Annotated in this window: 17 protein-coding genes; 8 read left to right on the top strand and 9 right to left on the bottom strand. The window is 68.5% G+C overall.

The window, feature by feature from the left end:
* Positions 1–6 precede the first annotated feature (6 nt).
* On the top strand, positions 7–1734 hold the full coding sequence (locus JUB13_RS02845; protein ID WP_207477037.1) for an IlvD/Edd family dehydratase: 1728 nt from the start codon (positions 7–9) through the stop codon (positions 1732–1734).
* A 12-nt stretch (positions 1735–1746) separates the two neighbouring features.
* Here the strand turns inward: JUB13_RS02845 and JUB13_RS02840 are convergent, their stop codons facing one another.
* Positions 1747–2808, bottom strand: coding sequence for a LysR family transcriptional regulator (locus JUB13_RS02840; protein WP_207477035.1), 1062 nt, complete (start codon positions 2806–2808; stop codon positions 1747–1749).
* Between the two features lie 255 nt (positions 2809–3063).
* Between JUB13_RS02840 and JUB13_RS02835 the strand changes: the two genes are divergently transcribed.
* Both JUB13_RS02835 and JUB13_RS02830 read left to right on the top strand, forming a co-directional pair.
* Positions 3064–3423, top strand: a complete 360-nt coding sequence (locus JUB13_RS02835; RefSeq protein ID WP_207477033.1) for a hypothetical protein — start codon at positions 3064–3066, stop codon at positions 3421–3423.
* Positions 3424–3582 (top strand): DUF6726 family protein, encoded by a 159-nt coding sequence (locus JUB13_RS02830; protein WP_207477031.1) that lies wholly within the window; start codon positions 3424–3426, stop codon positions 3580–3582.
* Between the two features lie 36 nt (positions 3583–3618).
* On the opposite strand, the gene JUB13_RS02825 is transcribed toward JUB13_RS02830, so the two are convergent.
* Positions 3619–4947, bottom strand: coding sequence for a lipopolysaccharide biosynthesis protein (locus JUB13_RS02825; RefSeq protein ID WP_207477029.1), 1329 nt, complete (start codon positions 4945–4947; stop codon positions 3619–3621).
* A gap of 137 nt (positions 4948–5084) precedes the next feature.
* Between JUB13_RS02825 and JUB13_RS02820 the strand changes: the two genes are divergently transcribed.
* The 3 genes from JUB13_RS02820 to JUB13_RS02810 all read left to right on the top strand — a co-directional run bounded on the left by JUB13_RS02820 (position 5085) and on the right by JUB13_RS02810 (position 8521).
* On the top strand, positions 5085–6698 hold the full coding sequence (locus JUB13_RS02820; RefSeq protein WP_207477027.1) for an FAD-dependent oxidoreductase: 1614 nt from the start codon (positions 5085–5087) through the stop codon (positions 6696–6698).
* Positions 6699–6720: 22 nt separating this feature from the next.
* Positions 6721–7488 (top strand): phosphocholine cytidylyltransferase family protein, encoded by a 768-nt coding sequence (locus tag JUB13_RS02815; protein WP_207477025.1) that lies wholly within the window; start codon positions 6721–6723, stop codon positions 7486–7488.
* 139 nt (positions 7489–7627) lie between these two features.
* Complete coding sequence (locus JUB13_RS02810) at positions 7628–8521, top strand: alpha/beta hydrolase (RefSeq protein WP_207477023.1); 894 nt, start codon at positions 7628–7630, stop codon at positions 8519–8521.
* 190 nt (positions 8522–8711) lie between these two features.
* Here JUB13_RS02810 and JUB13_RS02805 read toward each other — a convergent pair whose 3' ends face one another.
* The 3 genes from JUB13_RS02805 to JUB13_RS02795 form a co-directional block, all read right to left on the bottom strand.
* The gene (locus JUB13_RS02805) at positions 8712–9398 is read right to left on the bottom strand and encodes a nucleoside/nucleotide kinase family protein (RefSeq protein ID WP_207477021.1); all 687 of its coding nucleotides are present in this window, start codon (positions 9396–9398) and stop codon (positions 8712–8714) included.
* 215 nt (positions 9399–9613) lie between these two features.
* The gene (gene recD2 / locus JUB13_RS02800) at positions 9614–11839 is read right to left on the bottom strand and encodes an SF1B family DNA helicase RecD2 (protein ID WP_456237104.1); all 2226 of its coding nucleotides are present in this window, start codon (positions 11837–11839) and stop codon (positions 9614–9616) included.
* Complete coding sequence (locus JUB13_RS02795) at positions 11832–12956, bottom strand: competence protein CoiA family protein (RefSeq protein ID WP_207477019.1); 1125 nt, start codon at positions 12954–12956, stop codon at positions 11832–11834. The genes recD2 and JUB13_RS02795 overlap by 8 nt, the downstream gene beginning before the upstream one ends.
* A gap of 488 nt (positions 12957–13444) precedes the next feature.
* Here JUB13_RS02795 and JUB13_RS02790 point away from each other — a divergent pair, with 488 nt between their 5' ends.
* Entirely contained in the window at positions 13445–13792 is a 348-nt protein-coding gene (locus JUB13_RS02790) for a hypothetical protein (protein ID WP_207477017.1), read from the top strand.
* 59 nt (positions 13793–13851) lie between these two features.
* Here JUB13_RS02790 and JUB13_RS02785 read toward each other — a convergent pair whose 3' ends face one another.
* Entirely contained in the window at positions 13852–14784 is a 933-nt protein-coding gene (locus tag JUB13_RS02785; protein ID WP_207477015.1) for a LysR family transcriptional regulator, read from the bottom strand.
* A 137-nt stretch (positions 14785–14921) separates the two neighbouring features.
* Here JUB13_RS02785 and JUB13_RS02780 point away from each other — a divergent pair, with 137 nt between their 5' ends.
* Complete coding sequence (locus JUB13_RS02780) at positions 14922–16418, top strand: MFS transporter (protein WP_207477013.1); 1497 nt, start codon at positions 14922–14924, stop codon at positions 16416–16418.
* Positions 16419–16427: 9 nt separating this feature from the next.
* Here the strand turns inward: JUB13_RS02780 and JUB13_RS02775 are convergent, their stop codons facing one another.
* From JUB13_RS02775 to JUB13_RS02765, 3 genes are read right to left on the bottom strand one after another with little or no spacing between them, the layout of a single operon-like run.
* A complete protein-coding gene (locus JUB13_RS02775; protein WP_328702848.1) occupies positions 16428–17312 on the bottom strand; it encodes a nucleotidyltransferase family protein in 885 nt (294 codons plus the stop codon).
* Positions 17309–18463 carry a dATP pyrophosphohydrolase gene (locus tag JUB13_RS02770; protein WP_236024665.1) on the bottom strand — a complete coding sequence of 385 codons (1155 nt, stop codon included), beginning with the start codon at positions 18461–18463 and terminating at the stop codon, positions 17309–17311. The genes JUB13_RS02775 and JUB13_RS02770 overlap by 4 nt, the downstream gene beginning before the upstream one ends.
* Positions 18460–19218, bottom strand: a complete 759-nt coding sequence (locus JUB13_RS02765; RefSeq protein ID WP_236024664.1) for a sterol desaturase family protein — start codon at positions 19216–19218, stop codon at positions 18460–18462. Before JUB13_RS02765 ends, JUB13_RS02770 begins: the two co-directional genes overlap by 4 nt.
* Between the last annotated feature and the right edge of the window lie 14 nt (positions 19219–19232).

The following is a 19232-nucleotide window of genomic DNA, read 5'->3' as shown; positions in this document are numbered from 1 at the left end:
CGAGGCATGAGCGAAAAGGGCCGCAGGCTGCGTAGCGCCGCCTGGTTCGGGCGGCGCGACAAGAACGGCTTCATGTACCGGAGCTGGATGAAGAATCAGGGGCATCCCCATGACCTCTTCGACGGGCGCCCGGTTATCGGCATCTGCAACACCTGGTCCGAGCTGACGCCCTGCAACGCGCATTTCCGCGAGCTCGCCGAATGGGTCAAGCGCGGCGTCTGGGAGGCCGGCGGCTTTCCGCTGGAGTTCCCCGTGATGTCCCTCGGGGAATCGCAGCTCCGCCCGACCGCCATGCTGTTCCGCAATCTCGCCTCCATGGACGTGGAGGAGTCGATCCGCGGCAATCCCATCGATGGCGTCGTGCTTCTGATGGGCTGCGACAAGACGACGCCGTCGCTGATGATGGGAGCGGCGTCCTGCGATCTGCCGACGATCGGCCTGTCGGGCGGCCCGATGCTCAGCGGCCGCTACAGGGGGCGCGAGCTCGGATCCGGCACCGGCATCTGGCAGATGTCCGAGGAGGTGCGGGCCGGCCGCATGTCGATGGACGAGTTCATCGCGACCGAAAGCTGCATGCACCGCTCCAAGGGCCATTGCATGACCATGGGAACGGCCTCGACCATGGCCTCGATGGTCGAGGCGCTCGGCATGAGCCTGCCGGGCTCGGCCGCGATTCCCGCGGTGGATGCCCGGCGCAACACGGTCGCCCAACTGACCGGGCGGCGCATCGTGGAGATGGTCAAGGAGGATCTCGTGATGTCGAGGATCCTGACCCGGGCGGCCTTCGAGAACGCGATCCGCGCGAATGCCGCGATCGGCGGCTCCACCAACGCCGTGATCCACCTGATGGCGCTGGCCGGCCGCATCGGCGTCGACCTGAAGCTCGACGACTGGGACCGGCTGGGCAGCCACGTCTCCTGCATCGTCGACCTGCAGCCCTCGGGGCGGCACCTGATGGAGGACTTCTTCTATGCCGGCGGAGTGCCGGCCGTGCTGCGGGAGCTGCTGGGCGCGGGCCTGCTGAACGCCGAGGCCCTGACCGTCAACGGCCGCACCATCGGCGAGAACGTGGCCGAGGCCGAAAACTGGAACCGTGAGGTGATCCACGCCTACGACCAGCCGTTCAAGCCGGAATCGGGGATCGCGGTCCTGCGCGGCAACCTGGCCCCATCGGGTGCGGTGATCAAGCCTTCGGCCGCCAGCCCGCACCTGCTGACCCATCGCGGGCGGGCGGTGGTCTTCTCGTCCATCGAGGACTTCCGCGCGCGCATCAACGACGAGGCGCTGGAGATCGACGAGACCTCCGTGATGGTGCTGCAGAACTGCGGCCCGAAGGGCTATCCCGGCATGGCCGAGGTCGGCAACATGCCGTTGCCCCCCAAGGTGCTGCGCAAGGGCATCACGGACATGGTCCGCATCTCGGATGCGCGCATGAGCGGGACAGCCTACGGAACCGTCGTGCTGCACGTCTCGCCCGAAGCCGCCGCGGGCGGTCCGCTGGCCCTGGTCAGGGATGGCGACTTCATCTCGCTGGACGTGCCGAACCGGACCGTGACGCTGGAGGTTCCGGACGAGGAGCTGGCCCGCCGCAGGGCGGCCTGGACGCAGCCCCCGCTCCCCGAGCGTGGCTGGGCCCGGCTCTACGTGGAGCGCGTCATGCAGGCCAGCGACGGGGCCGACTTCGACTTCCTGGTCGGCGGCAGCGGCGCCGCGGTGCCCCGCGACAGCCACTGAGGCCCGGCACGTTCAGCGCGGGACCGACCGGATCCCACCGCCGATTCCGAACTCCTGATCCGGCCCGGGCAGCCCGTCCCGCGCGACTGCGCCGAGCAGGTGCTGCTCGACCGCGGCGTACATCACCTGAGCCGGGGGCGAGAGCGGCCGCCCCCGGACGGTGACGAGGCCGAAGGGCTCGACGCTCAGCGGCTCGTCGAGCTGCAGGATGCGGAACGCGCCGGCCTTCAGGAACAGCTCGGCCACGGGGATCGCCAGCGGGGCGATGGCGTCCGTCTTCGCTGCCATCACCAGGGTCATCAGGATCGAGCCCGTGTTCAGCACCCGAGTCGGGGCCGGAAGGCCATGGCGGCGAAGCATCGCCTCCAGGCTGCGGCGAAGCAGCGAGCCCCTGGGCTGGAGCACCCATTCCTGGTCTGCGAGGTCCTGCGCGCTTACGCGGCTGCGCGCGGCAAGCGGGTGCTCGGCGCGCACCATCAGGCAGGCCTGCTCGGGCCCGATCTCGCGGTATTCCAGCGGCGCCGGGTCCAGTCCCGCGGGGATCCTGGCGATGGCGAAGTCCAACCGTGAAGCGAGGAGCCGCTCCACCAGCACGTCGCTGGTCTCGATATCCACCGAGACCTGGAGGCGCGGCATGCGCCTGCGGACGGCCCGGACGGATTCCACAACCGCATCGACCGCGGGCGCCATCACGGTGCCGATCGCTACCGTCCCGCCCTGGCCTGCGCTCAGCGCGGCGATCTCCTCGCCGGCCTGGCCGAGCTCCGAGAGCATGGTCCGGGTGCGGCGGATCAGCGCCTCGCCATAGGGCGTGGGCTCGACGCCGCGGGCCAGGCGCTCGAACAGCGGGACGCCGACGATCTTCTCGATCTCGCCCAGCATCTTCGATGCCGCGGGCTGCGACAGGTTCATCTCCTCGGCCGCCCGCTGCAGCTTGCGGTGGTCGTCCAGCGCCACGATCAGGTTCAGGTGCCGCAGCTTCAGCCGCGTGCGCAGAAGCCGCTCGGCCGGGGCGGGCCGCGGCGGCACGGAAGCGTCGCCCGCCGTGCCAGGCGGGACCACCCGTTCCGTCATGCCGTCCGATCCGTCATGGCTACCCTTGCGCGCATGGGCTGCAGTATCGTCCGGCGGCCCCGCCCGCGCCAGCCGGATCAAAGGCCCTGCCGCGGGTTGCCGTCCCCAGCGCGTGAGGATGCGGGGCCATGGCTGTTGAGCCCTGCCGGCGCCGCTCCGGGCAGCGGCTCGTGCCGGAAGGTCCGGCCGTCCTGGAAGATCCGGATCCTTCCGCCATCCAACCCGAAGGCTGGGGTTCTCATGACTGGGCTTCTCATGAGATGCTGTCTCCTGATCGCAGCGGCGGCCATCCCGGCGGCATCGCCGGGTCTGGCGCAGGGCGATCCCGGGAAGTACCGCGTCGTGGGCGGCGCGGGGCTGGTGACCTGCCAGGACTGGCTTCGGGCCCGCGAGAGCGGCGGCGTCGTGCTGGCGCAGATCGAGAGCTGGGTGGCGGGTTATCTCTCGGCCTACAACCGCCATGTGGCCCCCGACGGCAACATCCTGGCCGGACGGGACCCCCAGAGCCTTCTCGACTGGGGCGAGAAGTTCTGCCGGAAGAATCCGGCCATGACGATCGCCGCCGCGTCGGATGCGATGGTGTTCGAGCTGAACCGCGCCAAGGAGAAGAAGTGAATGCGATGGGTCTCCCTGCTCCTGATCGGGGCCAGCTTGTCGGGCTGCGGTGCCGTGGCACTGCCGTTCCGGGCGACGGCGGACGTCGCCCGCGTGGTTCCCGTCGTCGGTGATGCCGTCGCCGTCCCCTTCGACGCCGTAGGCGATACGATCGACTGAGAACCATAATCCCTTGCCGGGAACAGGACCCGCCGGTCAGGCGGTCGCTTGGCGCTCGGCCCGGCGGGCGGTGGCGCGCATCGTCACCACCGTGAAGCCCGCGGCCAGGACCGCGTTCAGCAGCGCCGTCGCGACCGACGCCCAGCCGGCGCCGATCAGCCCCATCAGGTGCAGCAGCCAGGCCATGGACGCGAAGAGCGTTCCATTGATCACGACCGACAGGCCGAGCAGCACGCCGGGCCGACCCAGGGCATAGAGCACGGGCTCGGCCGCGAAGACCGTCACCGAGATCGCCGTGCTCAGCATCAGGAGCGTCAGGACCGGAGTCGCGGCGACGAACTCCGCACCGAACAGGAGTCCGACGACCCAGTCCCCGGCCAGCACGATCACCAGGAACAGGGCGGCGCCCACGGCCCCGGCCATCATCCCCGACCTGACCGCGATGCGCCCGAGGCTGCGCCAGTCCCGTGCGGCGGCAAGGCGCGTCAGGTCCGGATAGATCGCCTGGTTCAGCAGATCGACCGGCTTGCCTAGTCCCGTCCCGATCTCGCGCGCGACCTTGTACAGCCCGGCCGCGGCCGGGCCCACCAGCCCGCCCACCAGGAAGACGGAGACGTAGTTCGGCACCAGCGCCAGGGTCGAATGGACGTTCGAGATCGCCATGAAGCGCCAGATGCCGGGATTGGGGCGCGAAAGGCCGCGCAGGTCGCGGGTGAACCCGGCCAGCAGCTCCTTGCCCGCGGCCTGCCGCCACGCCATCCAGATCGCCACGGCGGCGCCGGCATAGCCGGCGACGAACCACACGACCAGGTAACCCCCGAGCGGCGCCTCCAGAAGGAACGCGACCGCAGAACCGACAAGCCGGACGGCCGGGGTGACGACCACGTGCCGGGCCAGCAGGTCGAAGCGTCCGAACAGGCGCAGCATGCCCTTGGGCGTCGCGATCGCGTTGGCGAGGGCCAGGGGTGCAAAGCACTGCGCATAGAAGACGATGCGCTCGTCCCATTCCAGGAAGCCCGCGACCGCGGGCGCCAGCGCGACGGCGAGCAGCATCGCCAGCACCGCGCCGGCGACGTCCATCAGCGAGCCGGCCTTGAGCACGGCCTGGAAGGCGGGAAGATCCTCCGCGCCGAGATGCTTCACGCCGTAGTGGATCACCGCCTGGTTGGACTGCACCGTGGCAAAGCCCGACAGGAACTGAACATGGGTCTGCAGCAGGGCGAAATACCCGAACTCGACGGGGCCGAGGCCGCGGGCGATCACGGCGAAGGTGGCGAGCTGCATCACACCCGTCAGCACCTTGCTGCTCAGCAGCAGGCCGACATTCCTCAGGGCCCGCCCCAACATGCCCGCGGGCTGCGCCATTTCATCGTCCTTTCCGGGCCCCGTTGTTGCCTCGGATACTGAGTGCTAGGTTCAAAGTCCAGCCCCGGAAGGCCACAGGCCCGCCCGGTTCCCTCCGCCGATGCCGGGTCCATCCGGCCGGACCCTTCGCCGCCAGCATGCTGATCGATCTCAGAGAGCTCTCCGAGCCGCAAACCTTCGACGTGCCGGTCTGCATCGTCGGGGGCGGGGCGGCCGGAATCACCCTGGCGCGCCGCCTTCTCGCCCATGGGCACACGGTCATGCTGGTGGAGAGCGGCGGCATCGACTTCGAGCCCGGCATCCAGGCCCTGGCCGGCGGATCGTCGAGCGGCGAGCCCTACTACGATCCCGGTGACGTCAACCTGCGCATGCTCGGCGGAACCACCCCGATCTGGGGCGGCCGCTGCGCCGAGTTCGATCCCATCGACTTTGCGCCGCGCCCCTGGGTTCCCGACAGCGGCTGGCCCATAGCCCGGGACGAGCTGGCGTCCTATTACCGCGAGGCGGCGGCGGTGCTCGAGATCACGCCGCCGGCCGAGGGCCGCGCGGCGCTGATGCAGGCGCTGCCCGTGCTGCGCGCGCTCGACGGCGACACGCTGAGCGTCGGCTGCTGGAGCTTCGACGACAAGCCGAACCGCTTTACGCTGGCGAATATCCGCGACGTCGTCGACCATCCCCGGGCGAGGCTGCTGGTCCATGCGACGGCGACGGGGCTCGAGCTCTCGCCCGACGGGCGGCGCATCCTCTCGGTAACGGTCGCGGACATCCGCGGCGGCAAGGCCAGCATCCGCGCCGGGCGCTTCATCCTGGCCCTGGGCGGGATCGAGACGCCGCGCCTGATGCTGGCGTCCAACGCCGTGGCTCCGGCCGGCGTCGGCAACGACCACGACCTGGTCGGCCGCTATTTCATGGAGCATCCGCACGCGCGGGGCGGGCGGCTGGAAAGCGAGGCGGCCTGGCAGCTTCTGGCGGCGTTCGGCCGCACCCACCGGGTCGGAGGGACCCGCCATGCCGCCCTCCTGCGCCTGCCGGACGAGGCGCAGGCGCGTCTCGGCACGTTGAACTCGGCCTTCACCCTGGGCGCGCGCCAGGGCGAGCGCGACGCCCAGTTCTGGGCGATGAAGACCTACAACGCCATGAAGCACCGCCTGGACCCCTCGGCGACGAACCGGCGGCTGTGGCGCGCGGTCAAGGGTGGGGCGCTGTGGCTGCACGAGCGGGTCGATCCGCTGCGGCCATGGCTGCTGGTGAAGTCCCGCCGGCGCGAGCTCGCCCTGATCGTGCGCGCCGAGCAGGCGCCGAACCCCGACAGCCGGATCCGCCTGGGCGGTGAGCGCGACGCCCTGGGCGTGCCGCGGATCGATCTCGACTGGCGCCTGACCGAGCTGGACAGGCATTCCGTGCGCATGCTGGTGACGGCGATGGACCAGGCGCTGCGGGGCCGCGGGCTCGGCCGGGCCATCCCCGCGGCATGGCTCGAGGATCCGACGGTGCTGTGGCGGACCGATCCGCTGATCAGCGCCCACCCGATCGGGGGCTATCATCACATGGGCACGGCGCGCATGGCGGAGACGCCCGGTCGCGGCGTCGTCGACCGCGACTGCAAGGTGCACGGGATCGAGAACCTGTACGTGGCGGGCAGCGCCGTATTTCCGACCTCGGGTTGGGCCAACCCGACCTTCAGCATCGTCGCCCTGGCCTTGCGCCTCGCCGATCATCTGGATTCGTTGTCTCCGGCCTCCGTGCAGTGAGGCCGTTCGCAAGGAGCTTTTCGTGAAAGCCATCATTCTCAGCGCCGGGCAGGGCAAGCGGCTTCTGCCCCTGACAGAAACTCGCCCCAAATGCCTGCTGCCACTGGGCGGCCTCACCCTGCTCGAATGGCAGTTACGGGCGCTGTGGGCCAACGGCTTCGACGACGTCACGGTCGTCGTCGGCTTCGCCGCGGAGAGCGTGGAGGAGATGCTTCACGGCCTGGCGCTCCCGGGAATGCGGGTCCGGGCGCTGTTCAACCCGTTCTTCAGCGTCGCCGACAACATCGGCAGCTGCTACGTGGCGCTGTCCGAGATGACCGGCGACTTCCTGCTCGTGAACGGCGACACCGTCTTCGAGCCCGCCGTGCTTGCCCGGCTGCTCGCCCAGGCGACGGCGCCGGTGACGGTCACCATCGACCGCAAGGCGCAGTACGATGCCGACGACATGAAGGTGTGCCTGGACGGGGGGCGCCGGCTGCGCGCCATCGGCAAGACTCTGCACCTCGACAGCGTCGACGGAGAGTCCATTGGAATGCTGCTGTTCCGCGGCGATGGCGGGGCGCGCTTCGCCCGTTCCCTGCAGGAGGTCCTGCGCGAGCCCGACGGGCCGCGCCGCTGGTATCTCTCGGCGATCGACCGCCTGGCCCAGGCCGGGGACGGCGTCGAGGTCGTGTCCATCGAGGGCCTCCATTGGGGCGAGGTCGACTTCCCCGCCGATGCCGAGCGCGCACGGCGGCTTGTCGAGGGCTGGCTCGAATCCGGGCGCTTCGAGCGCGGCCGGACGCCCTGACACGGCGCCGGGGCGGCGTCCACGACCTGTATTGGAGTGATACACGCCGTTTTGCGGCTCACCGCAGGCGCCAGGCTGCATAGGATCGTCATCGCGGCGCGACGGATCACCCGTCGCCAGCGATGGAAGGGAAATCCCCATGCGCCTGGTCTCGACACTGGCGGCGATCGCCGCATCCGTTCTCATCGCCACGACCACGCCCGTCTCCGCGGAGAGCATCCTCGTCTCGGAGCGCTTCAACTCCGCGACGTTGGGCCGGGACTGGGCCTACAATCTCTACCTGCCCGACGGCTACGAGACCGGGCAGCTCCGCTATCCCGTCCTGTACCTGCTGCACGGGAATGCCGGGAACGAGAATGACTGGGCGGTCAGGGGCGGGATCCAGCGCACCGCCGACGACCTGATCTCCAGGGGCGAGATCCCGCCCTGCATCATCGTCATGCCCGCGGCCGGCGTCACCTGGTACGTCGACCGCGAGGAGAAGATGGAGACCGCCCTCATCCAGGACCTGATCCCGCAGGCCGAGGCGCGGTACCGCATCATCGGCGAGCGGTCCGCACGGGCGATCGCCGGACTCTCGATGGGGGGCTACGGCGCACTGCGCTTCGCCCTGAAGTACCCGGAAATGTTCGCCGCGGCAGGCTTGATGAGCCCGGCGATCTATGTGCCGGAGCCGCCTCCGACCTCGTCAGCGCGGAGGGTGCCGCCGTTCCAGACGAACGGGCAGTTCGATCCCGAGCTGTGGAAGTCGCTGAACTACCCGTCGCTGCTCGATGGGTTCTTCGCCAGGAACATCGTGATGCCGCTCTATCTCGATTCCGGCGACGACGACGAGTTCCAGATCGAGTACCACGCGGCCGTCCTTCACAAGCTCTGGCGCGACAGGGGATGGCCGGCGGAGTTCCGGGTGGCCGACGGGGTGCATGACTACAATGTCTGGAGCAATACGGTGGCCGAGGCATTGCGCTTCGTGTTCGGGCCGGTTCGCAGGCCCGAGCTGATCCGCTCGGCCGAGGCAGCCGGGCATCCGTGACGATGGAGGCTCCGGCTTCACGGTAGAGGAGGGCCGCTACCGATACGCGGCTCCGAGCCGACGAATATCCGGCGGCGCATGGAGGAATGCCCGGGCTTCGGCGCGGTGAGGAATTTCCGGACGAGCTGGCCCATCAGCGAGCACGAACGCGCATCCGGCGGCTGCGGCAATCGTGACGTCACGCGGTATGTCATCCGACTCGCACGACGAGGTCGGCGCGGTGGCGCGTGGCAGCGATGAGCTCCGCATTGCGCTGATCGCTTCCGAGGGACCAGGATCGGGCGAGATCGGGAGGCTTGCCGTAGGCGACGTGGCGACCGATGAGCCGCTGGATCCGGACGTCCTCGCCCGGCTCTAGATACCAGACCTCGTCCAGCAGCCCGCGGACGGCCGTCCAGGGCTCTTCCTCGATGAGCAGGTAGTTCCCTTCCGTGATGACGAGCGGCACGGTGGAGGGCACGGCGATGGCACCGGCGATCGGCTCCTCGAGCTCGCGTACGAACTCCGGCGCATAGACAACCGCTTCGCTGGAGTCACGCAGGCGCCGGAGCAATGCGACGTAACCGGCCGCATCGAACGTGTCGATCGCTCCCTTCCGATCGCGTCGTTCGAGGCGGACAAGCTCCCTGCTGGCCAGATGGAACCCGTCCATTGGAACCATCACGGCCTCGGACCCCAGGGCGGCGATCAAGGTTGTGGCCAAGGTGGACTTGCCTGCACCGGGTGCCCCGGTCAGTCCGAGGATATGCCGTTCGCCGGGGCGCACCAGGGCACGAGCCCTGTCGACGAGCGTCGCGAGATCCCCGTCATGCTCGGCCGGAGAAAGTCCGATGCGTCCAGTGCTTGCAGGGAATTGTCTAGGGCCGTTCTCGGTCATCCCGGATCGAACTCCTTGTTCGGCAAGGTAACGCGCCACAGATCGGAAGAGCGCCAGGATCCGCGCCTTCCAGGGGATTTGTCGCAGGCGGGCTGTCGCTCCAACTCCCGGCACGCGCCATCATCCCCACCAAACTCCTTGGGCCACGCACCGGTGCGGGGACCCTGACCGGCAGCCTGCCTCGGGCGCCGCCTCTCCGCACATTCTGGCGGAGCTCAGTTGCCCGGCAGGGACGGCCATGACATCCATTCCCGCAGCTTGGACCATCTCCGGTCTTGGTTCCGAGCCCTTACCGCTATTGCAAGTGCCTTCCGCTGCCCGACAAGCACGACCAAGCGTTTGCCACGCGTGACTCCCGTGTAGACCAAGTTGCGCCGGAGCATGGTCCAGTGCTGCATCGCCAACGGAATCACCACTGCAGGATATTCCGAGCCCTGGCTCTTATGGATGGTGGTGGCATAGGCAAGCGACACGCGGTCCAGCTCACCGAAGACATAGGCGACCTCCCGGCCCTCGAAATCGATCAGCACCTCGCTCTCATCAATGTCAATGGCTGCGATTATGCCGAGGTCTCCATTGTAAACCTCCTTGTCGTAATCGTTCTCCGTCTGCATCACCTTGTCCCCGACGCAGAAGGTCCACCCGAACCGCTCGACCCTGACCTCGCCCGGCGGGTTCAGGACGCGCTGGAGTTCGATATTGAGAGAACGCGCGCCGAGCCCTCCCCGATTCATGGGGGCGAGTACTTGGATGTCAGTGACGGGATCGAAGCCGAAGCGCTTCGGAATCCGATTCCTGACGACCTCCAGGACCTTGCGCACGCCGTCCTCGGGGTCGGTAGCGTCGACGAAGTAGAAGTCCGAACCTTCCGTGGGCTCCATATCCGGCATTTGGCCGCGGTTGATCCGGTGCGCGTTGACGATGATTCGGCTCTCGGCGGCCTGCCGGAACACCTCGGTGAGCCGTACAACCGGAACGGCTCCCGAACCGATCACGTCCGCCAGCACCTGACCCGGCCCGACCGATGGCAGTTGGTCGACGTCGCCCACCAGGAGCAGCGCCGCCTCGGGGGGCAGTGCCTTCACGAGGGCGTTCATCAGCACGATGTCTACCATCGAGGTCTCGTCGACCACGAGCAGGTCGCATTCCAGCGGGCTTTCCTCGCCCCGCCGGAAACCTCCACTTGCGGGATCGACCTCCAGCAGGCGGTGGATGGTCTTGGCTTCAAGGCCGGTGCTCTCCGTCAGCCGCTTCGCGGCGCGCCCGGTCGGCGCGCAGAGCAGAACCTTCGTACGCTTGGCTTGAAGCACCTTCAGGATCGAATTCACGATCGTCGTCTTGCCGACACCGGGACCGCCGGTGACCACGGTGACCTTCGACGAGACCGCCCGGCCAACGGCATCACGCTGGCTCGGCGCCAGAATCAGCCCGGTCTTCGCCTCGACCCATTCGAGCGCCTTGCCCAGATCTATTTCCGCCCAAGGCGGCGACCCCGCGGCGAGCGTCTTCAGCCGCTCTGCGACCGACTGCTCGGCCCGATACAGGCCGGCCAGGAAGACGCATCTCCGCCCATCGAGATCGTCCGCGATGACAGCTCCCTCCCGGAGCTCCTCCTCCATCGCGGAGGCAACCAGCCGCGCCTCCACCTCAAGCAGATTGCTCGCGAGGCGCTCCAGCTCCTCGACGGGCAGGCCGCAGTGGCCGTCGTCCATGGCCTTTCCCAGAGCGTAGCCGATGCCGGCGCGTACTCGGATGGCGGCAGTCTTCTCGATACCGAGCTTGACGGCGACTGCATCGGCGGTCCGGAAGCCGATTCCTCGGATATCGCGGGCCAGGCGGTAGGGATTCTCGGTGATCAGCCGAATCGCTTCCTGACCGTAGGTCTTGTAGATCCGCACCGCGCGCGAGGTGCCGACGCCGTTGGCGTGAAGGAACAGCATGATCTCGCGGATCGCGCGCTGGTCGGCCCAGCCCCGGATGATCCGCTCGGCCCTCTTGGGACCGATGCCTGTCACCTCGCGCAGACGGTCGGGCTCCTGTTCGATGACGTCGAATACCGTCTCGCTGAAGGCCCGGACGAGTTTTCGGGCGTAGACCGGGCCTATGCCTTTGATCATGCCGGAGCTCAGGTACTTCTCGATGCCCTCGACGGAGGTCGGCTGGGTCACCTTCAGGAAGTCCGCCTTGAACTGCAGTCCATGGACGCGGTCGTTGAACCAGTTGCCGCTTGCCTGGATCCACTCCCCGGCCGAGATCATGGCCGCGTGTCCGACCACGGTCAGGAGATCGCGGTGCCCACGCGCCTTGACGCGCAGCACGCAAAAGCCGCTCTCCGCGCTGTGGAACGTCACACGCTCCACGAGGCCGGCCAGCGGCTCCGTTACCGCCGGGGTAGTCGTGCTCGCACGCATGTCCGATACCAGATGCTCAAGCTCATTCAATCCGCGCGCCTTGCAGCAGCCTCCTGTGGAAATCGCGCGAATCTTCAGAGGACCGCGCAGATCTCCCGGTTGCCGACGTGGTGCGTATGACCCAGCGGGGACGTCCCTGTTCACCAGGTGTCCATGGCTCGCCGTCCAGCGTCCAGCAGCGTTGCCGTCCGGGAGTCAATAGCTCGGGGGCTATCCTGTGCAGGCCCTGGGGCGCATCATCCCAAGGGCAGAATGCCTGGAGCTCGGACATGGATCCCGGGCGTCGAGGTCGCCGGAGCACCGTCAGTTCGGGAATGACCCGCAGCAGCGTCGGTATCGCCGAGCGGTAGCCTTCGAGGAGGTCCGGCAGCTTGCCGAGATCCTTGGCCGGCAGGAAGCCGTTGGGCGCGAGGACGGGACTGGGCACGTTTGCGAAGCCGACGACCATGAGCAGGTCATGATGGCAGCGCCAGCAGGTCGCCGAGGCGCCGACCACCGAGAGCTTCGTCGCGTAGGCAGGCGGTCCTGCGAATTCGATGCCGCCGGTCAGCAGAAGCCTTGTAAACTCGGCCAGATCTGTGGTCCTGGCGAGACCGTTCCGATCCTTGCATGCCACGAAAGGCTCAACACGGCCGCCGCGTCGTGTCTCGAGCCGGAATAGTGGCAGATCTCGGCTCGCTTCATGGTCCGCGGGCATAAAGCCGGTTAGCCATGCACCCCGCACGCCGTCTGCGGCGTAGCGCATCTGCCTCGCTTCGATCTCGTCGATGGGGCAGTGAGAGAGTTGGATCTCGATGGCCACGCACCAGCCCTTGAAGGGATGCCGGACCAGGACATCGGCCCGCCAGCGATCGTCGGGGCCGCGCGCTTCAGTCGTCACTTCCAGACCGAGGGCCTCGGCAGCACGTGCCACTACGATCTTGGCGACGAGATGATCCGCACTCTCGTGGATGGCGCAGGCTGTGCCGGGAGCATGCCGGAAGAAGTACCATCCCGTTTTCGATGTGACGGGGATGACCGGTTTGCCGCAACACGCCGATCTGAGCCCGAAGTCACGATAATTGGTCTTTAGTTGATCCCATTCCTGAGCAGGCATGAACCAGGCGCCGAGACGTCTGCCTTCGGCTGTAAAAGCGAGCAGTGGCACGAAGACGCTCTGTCGCAACGGGACGTTTTTCTGACGCGCGGTGCGCCGTCGGCATCTTGCAGCATTGGGAGGTGCCGATCTATTCCACATAGGAACATATGCGAAACAAGCTCGTGCGTCAGCGGGAAGACCGCCGCGCGAGAGTCGCATTCTCCTCTGGTCCCGACAGGCAGTAGGAAGCCTCCGCGGGCTTGACTCAAGGCACATGCCGCTTCAGGCATCCGCTCAGACCCGTCGTTTCTACGCCTCTTAAATCTCGAATCCTGGCCAAGATCGATTCCCGAGCCGGTCGCGGAACATGTCGCGGCTTTTCGGCCGCGCATTGGCACCGAGCAGTGTCCGCGTTCTCGACGGCAAAGCTTGGCCGCGCGGGTGCGCCATGAGGACCTCCCCCAGCGCCGCTTTTCCGCTGCGGCAGATGGAAGGAGAACGTTTCGGCAGCCTTGCTGTTCGCCTCTGAATGCCGGCAAGCGAGGTATGAGTTTCCCATGAGAATTCCGGAAAATCCTGATCGCATCATTGCGGCATCGTTGATCCTCGCCGGCCTCGTGATCATCCTCCGCAAGAACTACCGAGCAGATGCCGCGGCATCTGACGGGCACTCGAAGGATGCTCGCCGGCTTCCTTCGGAGCCGAATCAGGTCAGGAGATCGGCATCACTGCGCGATGCGGCGCCGGTCGGTACTGCCCATCGGGGTGCCTATGGCCAGATTAGGCCCGCCGGACCCGAGGCCATGCGCGATCCGCCTTCGCGTCCATGGGATAAGGTCGATGAGGCCTCGGACGAATCATTTCCGGCTAGCGATCCGCCTGCGTACTATCCTGCAAGCGTCTGAAGCCGAACGCCCGGCCGCGTTTCCTCCTTCGGGCTTTGCATCCCTCTCGCGGCCCGCTCTCAGCCCGAGGAAGCCTCAGCGCCCGTGGGCAGGCCGATTGACGGCTCCGCACAGACGTCCCGAACGCAGCCGCGCAGCCAGCGATGTGCTGGATCGGCGTCCATCCGCGGGTGCCAGAGCAACGAGATCGTCACCTCCGGCACATGGACCGGCAGAGGAAAGCTGTGCATCCCCGCGCGCAGCCTTCCGGTGTGCCGTTCGGGAACGCTGGCGATCAGGTCGGAGGAACGGGCCAGAGCCAGCGCCGTCGAGAACCCGCCGACGATCGTGACGATCGCCCGGCGCAGTCCCAATGCCTTCAGGGCTTCATCGATCGGTCCGGTCTCACGCCCCCAGCGCGAGACGCCGATATGCTCCCCGGCCGCGTATCGCAGAGGCGAGATCTCACCCTGACTCAGTAGGTGTCCTGAGCGTACGGCGCCGATGAAGCGGTCGCGGAATAGGGCCTGCGCGCGCAGCTCCGGGCCGGTTTCCGCCCCGATGACTCCCGTTTCCAGATCGACGGTCCCCTGGCGGAGCGGCTCGCTGTCCTTGTTCGGCTTCTGGACGAATCGCAGGCGTACACCGGGCGCCTCCTCGCGCAGGCGGGCGAGGAGGTCCGGCCCGAAGGTCTCCACAAAGCCTTCGCTGGTCCGCAGCGTGAAGGACCGGACGAGCTGCCTCAGGTCCGGGTTCTCCGCCGGACGCAGAACCGAATGCGCATCCTCCACGAGCTGGCGGACCCGTTCGCGGAGCTCTGACGCGCGAGGCGTAGGAACCAGGCCGCGTCCGGCCCGGACCAGAAGCGGATCGCCCGTCGCCTCGCGCAGTCGCGCCAGGGCCCGGCTCATCGCCGACGGGCTCAGCCGCAGCCGCCGGGCGGCGCCCGCGACGCTGCCCTCCGCGAGCAGCACATCGAGCGTGGCGAGCAGGTTGAGGTCGGGAACTGCCATGCGCTGATCCTAGCACGCCCCGACGATGACATGGCGTCAGACGCACGGATGAAGTGCGATCCGTGCGCGTTCCGCCATCCCCTGGCTCCGGATAGGGTCCGGATCGCTCCGCTCGGGAGCGCCGGAGACGGGATTAAATGGTGAAGTCGATCGAGGACGGCCGGAGGGCGGCCAATGATGCGGAAGGCCGGCGGAGCCCTTCGACCGGCTGGGTTCTTGCCGGCCTTTCGTTGTCCACGCTGCTGGCCGCGCTCGGAACCAGTGTCGCCAATGTCGCCCTGCCGACGCTGGCACAGGCGTTCTCCGCCTCATTCCACGAGGTGCAGTGGGTCGTCCTCGCCTATCTTCTCGCCGTCACCACCCTGATCGTCAGCGTCGGCCGGCTCGGCGACATTCACGGCCGGCGACGGCTGCTTCTGGCGGGAATGGCCCTGTTCACCCTTGCCTCAGCCCTGTGCGGTCTTGCCCCCACCTTCTGGCTGCTCGTCGCTGCCAGGGCGGCGCAGGGCCTCGGTGCGGCCATCATGATGGCCCTTGGCCTGGCCCTTGTCGGCGACGCGGTTCCGAAGGCGAGGACCGGCAGCGCCATGGGGCTGCTCGGAGCGATGTCCGCCGTCGGCACGGCTCTCGGCCCGTCGCTCGGCGGTCTTCTGATCTCCGGCTTCGGCTGGCGCGCGATCTTCGTCCTCAATCTGCCGCTGGGCTTCCTGGCCCTGCTTCTCCTGCACCGCCATCTCCCCTCGGACCGTCTTGAAAGCGAGGGCGGACGCGACGCCTTCGATGTCGGGGGCACGCTGCTGCTAGCCCTGACGCTGGCGGCCTATGCGCTGGCCGTAACGGTCGGCCGCGGTCAATTCGGCGTGCTCAACATGGCGCTGCTGACGGCGGCACTTTTGGGGGGTGGCCTTTTCGTCCGGATCGAGACGCGGGCGGCATCTCCGTTGCTTCATCCGCGGGAGTTCGGCGATGCCGTGCTGAGTGCGAGCCTCGCCATGAGCGTGCTGGTCATGACGGTGATGATGACGACGCTCGTCGTTGGGCCCTTCCATCTCTCGCGTGCGCTGGGACTCGATGCGGCGTTCATCGGCATGGCCATGTCCGTCGGCCCGCTCGTCGCCGCGCTCGCAGGCCTGCCGGCGGGCCGGATGGTAGACCGCCACGGCGCGCAACGCATGACCGTCGCCGGTCTCGGCGCGGCAGCGGCCGGTTCCCTTGTCCTCGCCGTGATGCCGGTGTCGCTCGGCGTCGCCGGCTACATCGCCCCCATCCTCGTGATCACCGCGGGCTATTCGCTGTTCCAGGCCGCCAACAACACGGCCGTCCTGTCGGACGTCCAGCTGGGCCGGCGGGGTCTCGTCGCCGGCATGCTGAACCTGTCGCGCAATCTGGGGCTCTTCACCGGTGCAGCCGTCATGGGGGCCGTCTTCGCGGTCGCGTCGGGGGCGGACGACATCACGGCGGCGGGGCCGGACGCCGTTGCCGCCGGAACGCGGACCACCTTCGCCGTCGCGACGCTCCTGATCGTCGCCGCGCTCGCCATCGCGGCCAGGGGCCGGCTTCTGCGCGGCCTTGCGCGCGACGGCCGGGTGACGCCCGGCGGCAAAGCCGGGACCTCCGACGGCTTCCCGGTCTGAGCGGCCTGTCTAGGCGGCCGGGACCTCGCGCGCCTGCCGGCCGGCGAGGATCGCCTCGGCGAGCCGCAGGTCGTCGGGGCGGTCGACGTCCACCGCGGCTTCGGCGAAGGGCATCTCGACCACCCCCAGCGTCGTGCCGGTGAGCCGGCCGAGACGCCGCAGGGCGGTGTCCAGCCGCAGGCGGCCGAGCGCGAAGGCCAGCAAGGTCCCCGGGCCCAGCAGGCGGACCATGCGCCAGGGCTGCTTGCGGTCCTGCTCCACCCGGCGCCAGAAGGTCACGACGGCGCGCGCCGCGGGGCCGCGCAGCGCAAACAGGTTGCAGCCGCTGAAGGCGCCGTCCCGGAAGCGCAGATATGTGCGCCGGCTATGCGGGAAGGCTCCGCGGATCGTTTCGGCCCGGGCCAGGCCGGCCACCGCATCGGTTCCCGCCGGAAGCTGCGCGAGGAAATGCTCGACCATGGTCGGGGTCAGCAGCGGGTGGTCCGCGGTGGTGACGAGGCAGGGAAGGGCGGGATCGAGCGTGTCGAGCGCGGCGAGGACGCTGCGGCTGGGCGAGCCGGCGGCCGGCAGGATCCGCAGCGTTCCCCGGGCGAGCGCGGCGGCAAAGGCGGGATGGTCCTGCACCAGCGCCGGCTGCTCGATCAGCACGACGACGGGCCCCACGGCCGGGACGGCGGCGAGCGTGTCGAGCACCCGCGCCAGCATCGGAATACCCGCGACGGGCACCAGCGCCTTGTGGGAGACGCCGGCGGCCGCGGCGACGGGATCGGATGGGCCGCGGCTGCCGGCCAGGACGATCGCGCCGATGCGGTGCGGCTTGTCACCCGTCCCGGTTCGGGACGGCTTGTCACCCGTCCCGGTTCGGGACGGCTTGTCACCCGTCCCGGTACTCACAGCGCTTTTCCGTAGACGCGGTAGGTCTTGTAGGCGACGCCGCAAACGGCTTCGGCGATGGTCCGCATGGGCGCGTTGGCCTCGTCCACCCAGGACATCTCGATGCGTCGCAGACCCATGGCCGTTGCCTCACGGTGTGCCGCCGCGATGAGCTGGAAGATCAGCAGGCCGCCGAGGAAGGAACCGCCATAGCGCTGGCGCAGGCCCATCAGCGGCACCCGGGCGCTGCCCACGCCCGAAACCTTCAAGCGCCACAGCAGCTTGGCCCAGCCGAAGGGCAGCAGCTTGCCGTCCAGGTCCGCGATCGCCTCGTTCACGTTGGGCAGGCAGACGATGAATGCCGCGGGCTCGTCGTCGACCTCGGCGAACCAGACGAGCCGGGGGTCGATCAGCGGCTTCATCTGCCGCGCCATGTGGTCGACCTCGGCCTCCGTCAGCGGCACGAAGCCCCAGTTCCCGCTCCAGGCATCGTTGAAGATGCCGGTCAGCGTGCTGACCTCGCGCCGGTAGTCCTTCATCCGGAGCTGGCGGATCCTGACATTGGCGGGCAGCGGGCGCGCGATCAGGGCCCTGATCGACTTCGGCAGCTCGGGATTCTCGGACAGGAACGCCAGCAGGTCCTTCACGCCGGCATAGCCCGCCGCCTCGAGCAACGGGCCCAGATAGGGGCGGTCGTGCCCCATCATCAGCATGGGCGGCGTATCGAAGCCGTCGACCAGAAGCCCCGTCTCCTCGTTGATCGACAGGTTGAAGGGGCCGAAGGCCTGCCGGGCGCCGCGTTCGCGCAGCCACTGCTCCGCCTGCGCCATCAGGGAGGCGACCACGCCGGCATCGTCGATCGCCGCGATCAGCCCGAAATGGCCGATGCCGGGCTCGGCAAGACGGTCGATCTGCGCGCTGACGCGCCCGACGTCGCGCCCGCCACGCCGCGCGATCCAGAACGCCGCCTCGGCATGCTGGAAATAGGGGTTCTTCTCCGGCGACAGCGCCGCCCGGCGCTCCGCCATAAGGGGCGGAATCCAGGTCGGGTCGTCGCGGTGCAGGTCGAAGGGAACGCGGATGAACCGGTCCAGCTCCGCACGACCCGATACCGGCACGATCTCGACGTCCGGCGCCCCGGTCGCGGCGGGCCGCTCCATGAGCCCGGTCAAGACGACACCGCCTCCTCGCGCGGACCCGGGGGCCGATCGCGGGGCGGCGACCCCGTCAGTGTCGCCACCCAGGGATAACGCTTCGCCTCCTCGGCGTCATAGCCGAGGTTGAAGACAGTCGGGCTCCGCGGACGCTGCCGCGGTTCGCTGACGTAGCTGCCGGCGATCCTGTCGACGAGATGGCTGGTGATCCCGAAATTGCTGTTCTCGTCGTGGAAGTGGTGCGCGAGGTGCAGCTGCTTGATCCGGAGCAGGAGGCGGTTCCTGGGCTTCACGTTCAGGTGCTGCATGCAGTGGCAGAATTCGTAGATGCACATCAGCGTGGTCGCACAGGCCAGGGCCGCCGCGGCGCCCGGCAGGCCGTCCACGGCCCAGCCGATTGGAAGGGCCACCACGAGGATCATGGGCAGCGTATTGGCCAGCGAGCCGAACAGCACCCGCAAGTCGTGCGGGTCCTGGTGATGGTCGAAGTGGACGCGCTTCCACAGGGCGGCGGTCAGGCGCGACTTGTAGAGAAATCGGCCGTGCAGGATGAAGCGGTGCAGGCCGTATTCGACGAAGGGGTAGAGGACGACGATCACCAGCGCCGCCAGGGCGGTGCGCCAGCCGTCCTCCGTGAGGGCCACGGCGGCAATCGCTCCCGCGACCGCGATCGCGGCATAGACGTGGATCGCCCGGTGGCTGGCGTAGGCGACCAGCAGGTCGCGCAGGTTCATCTTGCCGAGGTCGTAGGTCCGTCCAGTCCAGTCCGACATGCTTGCCGCGTCTC

It is taken from the genome of Arenibaculum pallidiluteum (genome assembly GCF_017355985.1).
GTDB classification, from domain to species: domain Bacteria; phylum Pseudomonadota; class Alphaproteobacteria; order Azospirillales; family Azospirillaceae; genus Arenibaculum; species Arenibaculum pallidiluteum.
The sequence above is the reverse complement of the archived record's forward strand: the minus strand, read 5'-3'. Positions and strand labels throughout refer to the sequence as shown.

Bases quoted from the DNA above. Each gene is read 5' to 3' on its own strand.
- JUB13_RS02780 (WP_207477013.1), top strand. From the start codon at position 14,922: ATGGTGAAGTCGATCGAGGACGGCCGGAGGGCGGCCAATGATGCGGAA.
- JUB13_RS02805 (WP_207477021.1), bottom strand. From the start codon at position 9,398: ATGACCGAGAACGGCCCTAGACAATTCCCTGCAAGCACTGGACGCATC.
- JUB13_RS02830 (WP_207477031.1), top strand. From the start codon at position 3,424: ATGCGATGGGTCTCCCTGCTCCTGATCGGGGCCAGCTTGTCGGGCTGC.
- JUB13_RS02825 (WP_207477029.1), bottom strand. From the start codon at position 4,947: ATGGCGCAGCCCGCGGGCATGTTGGGGCGGGCCCTGAGGAATGTCGGC.
- JUB13_RS02790 (WP_207477017.1), top strand. From the start codon at position 13,445: ATGAGAATTCCGGAAAATCCTGATCGCATCATTGCGGCATCGTTGATC.
- JUB13_RS02785 (WP_207477015.1), bottom strand. From the start codon at position 14,784: ATGGCAGTTCCCGACCTCAACCTGCTCGCCACGCTCGATGTGCTGCTC.
- JUB13_RS02845 (WP_207477037.1), top strand. From the start codon at position 7: ATGAGCGAAAAGGGCCGCAGGCTGCGTAGCGCCGCCTGGTTCGGGCGG.
- JUB13_RS02840 (WP_207477035.1), bottom strand. From the start codon at position 2,808: ATGACGGAACGGGTGGTCCCGCCTGGCACGGCGGGCGACGCTTCCGTG.
- JUB13_RS02765 (WP_236024664.1), bottom strand. From the start codon at position 19,218: ATGTCGGACTGGACTGGACGGACCTACGACCTCGGCAAGATGAACCTG.
- JUB13_RS02835 (WP_207477033.1), top strand. From the start codon at position 3,064: ATGAGATGCTGTCTCCTGATCGCAGCGGCGGCCATCCCGGCGGCATCG.
- JUB13_RS02820 (WP_207477027.1), top strand. From the start codon at position 5,085: ATGCTGATCGATCTCAGAGAGCTCTCCGAGCCGCAAACCTTCGACGTG.
- JUB13_RS02810 (WP_207477023.1), top strand. From the start codon at position 7,628: ATGCGCCTGGTCTCGACACTGGCGGCGATCGCCGCATCCGTTCTCATC.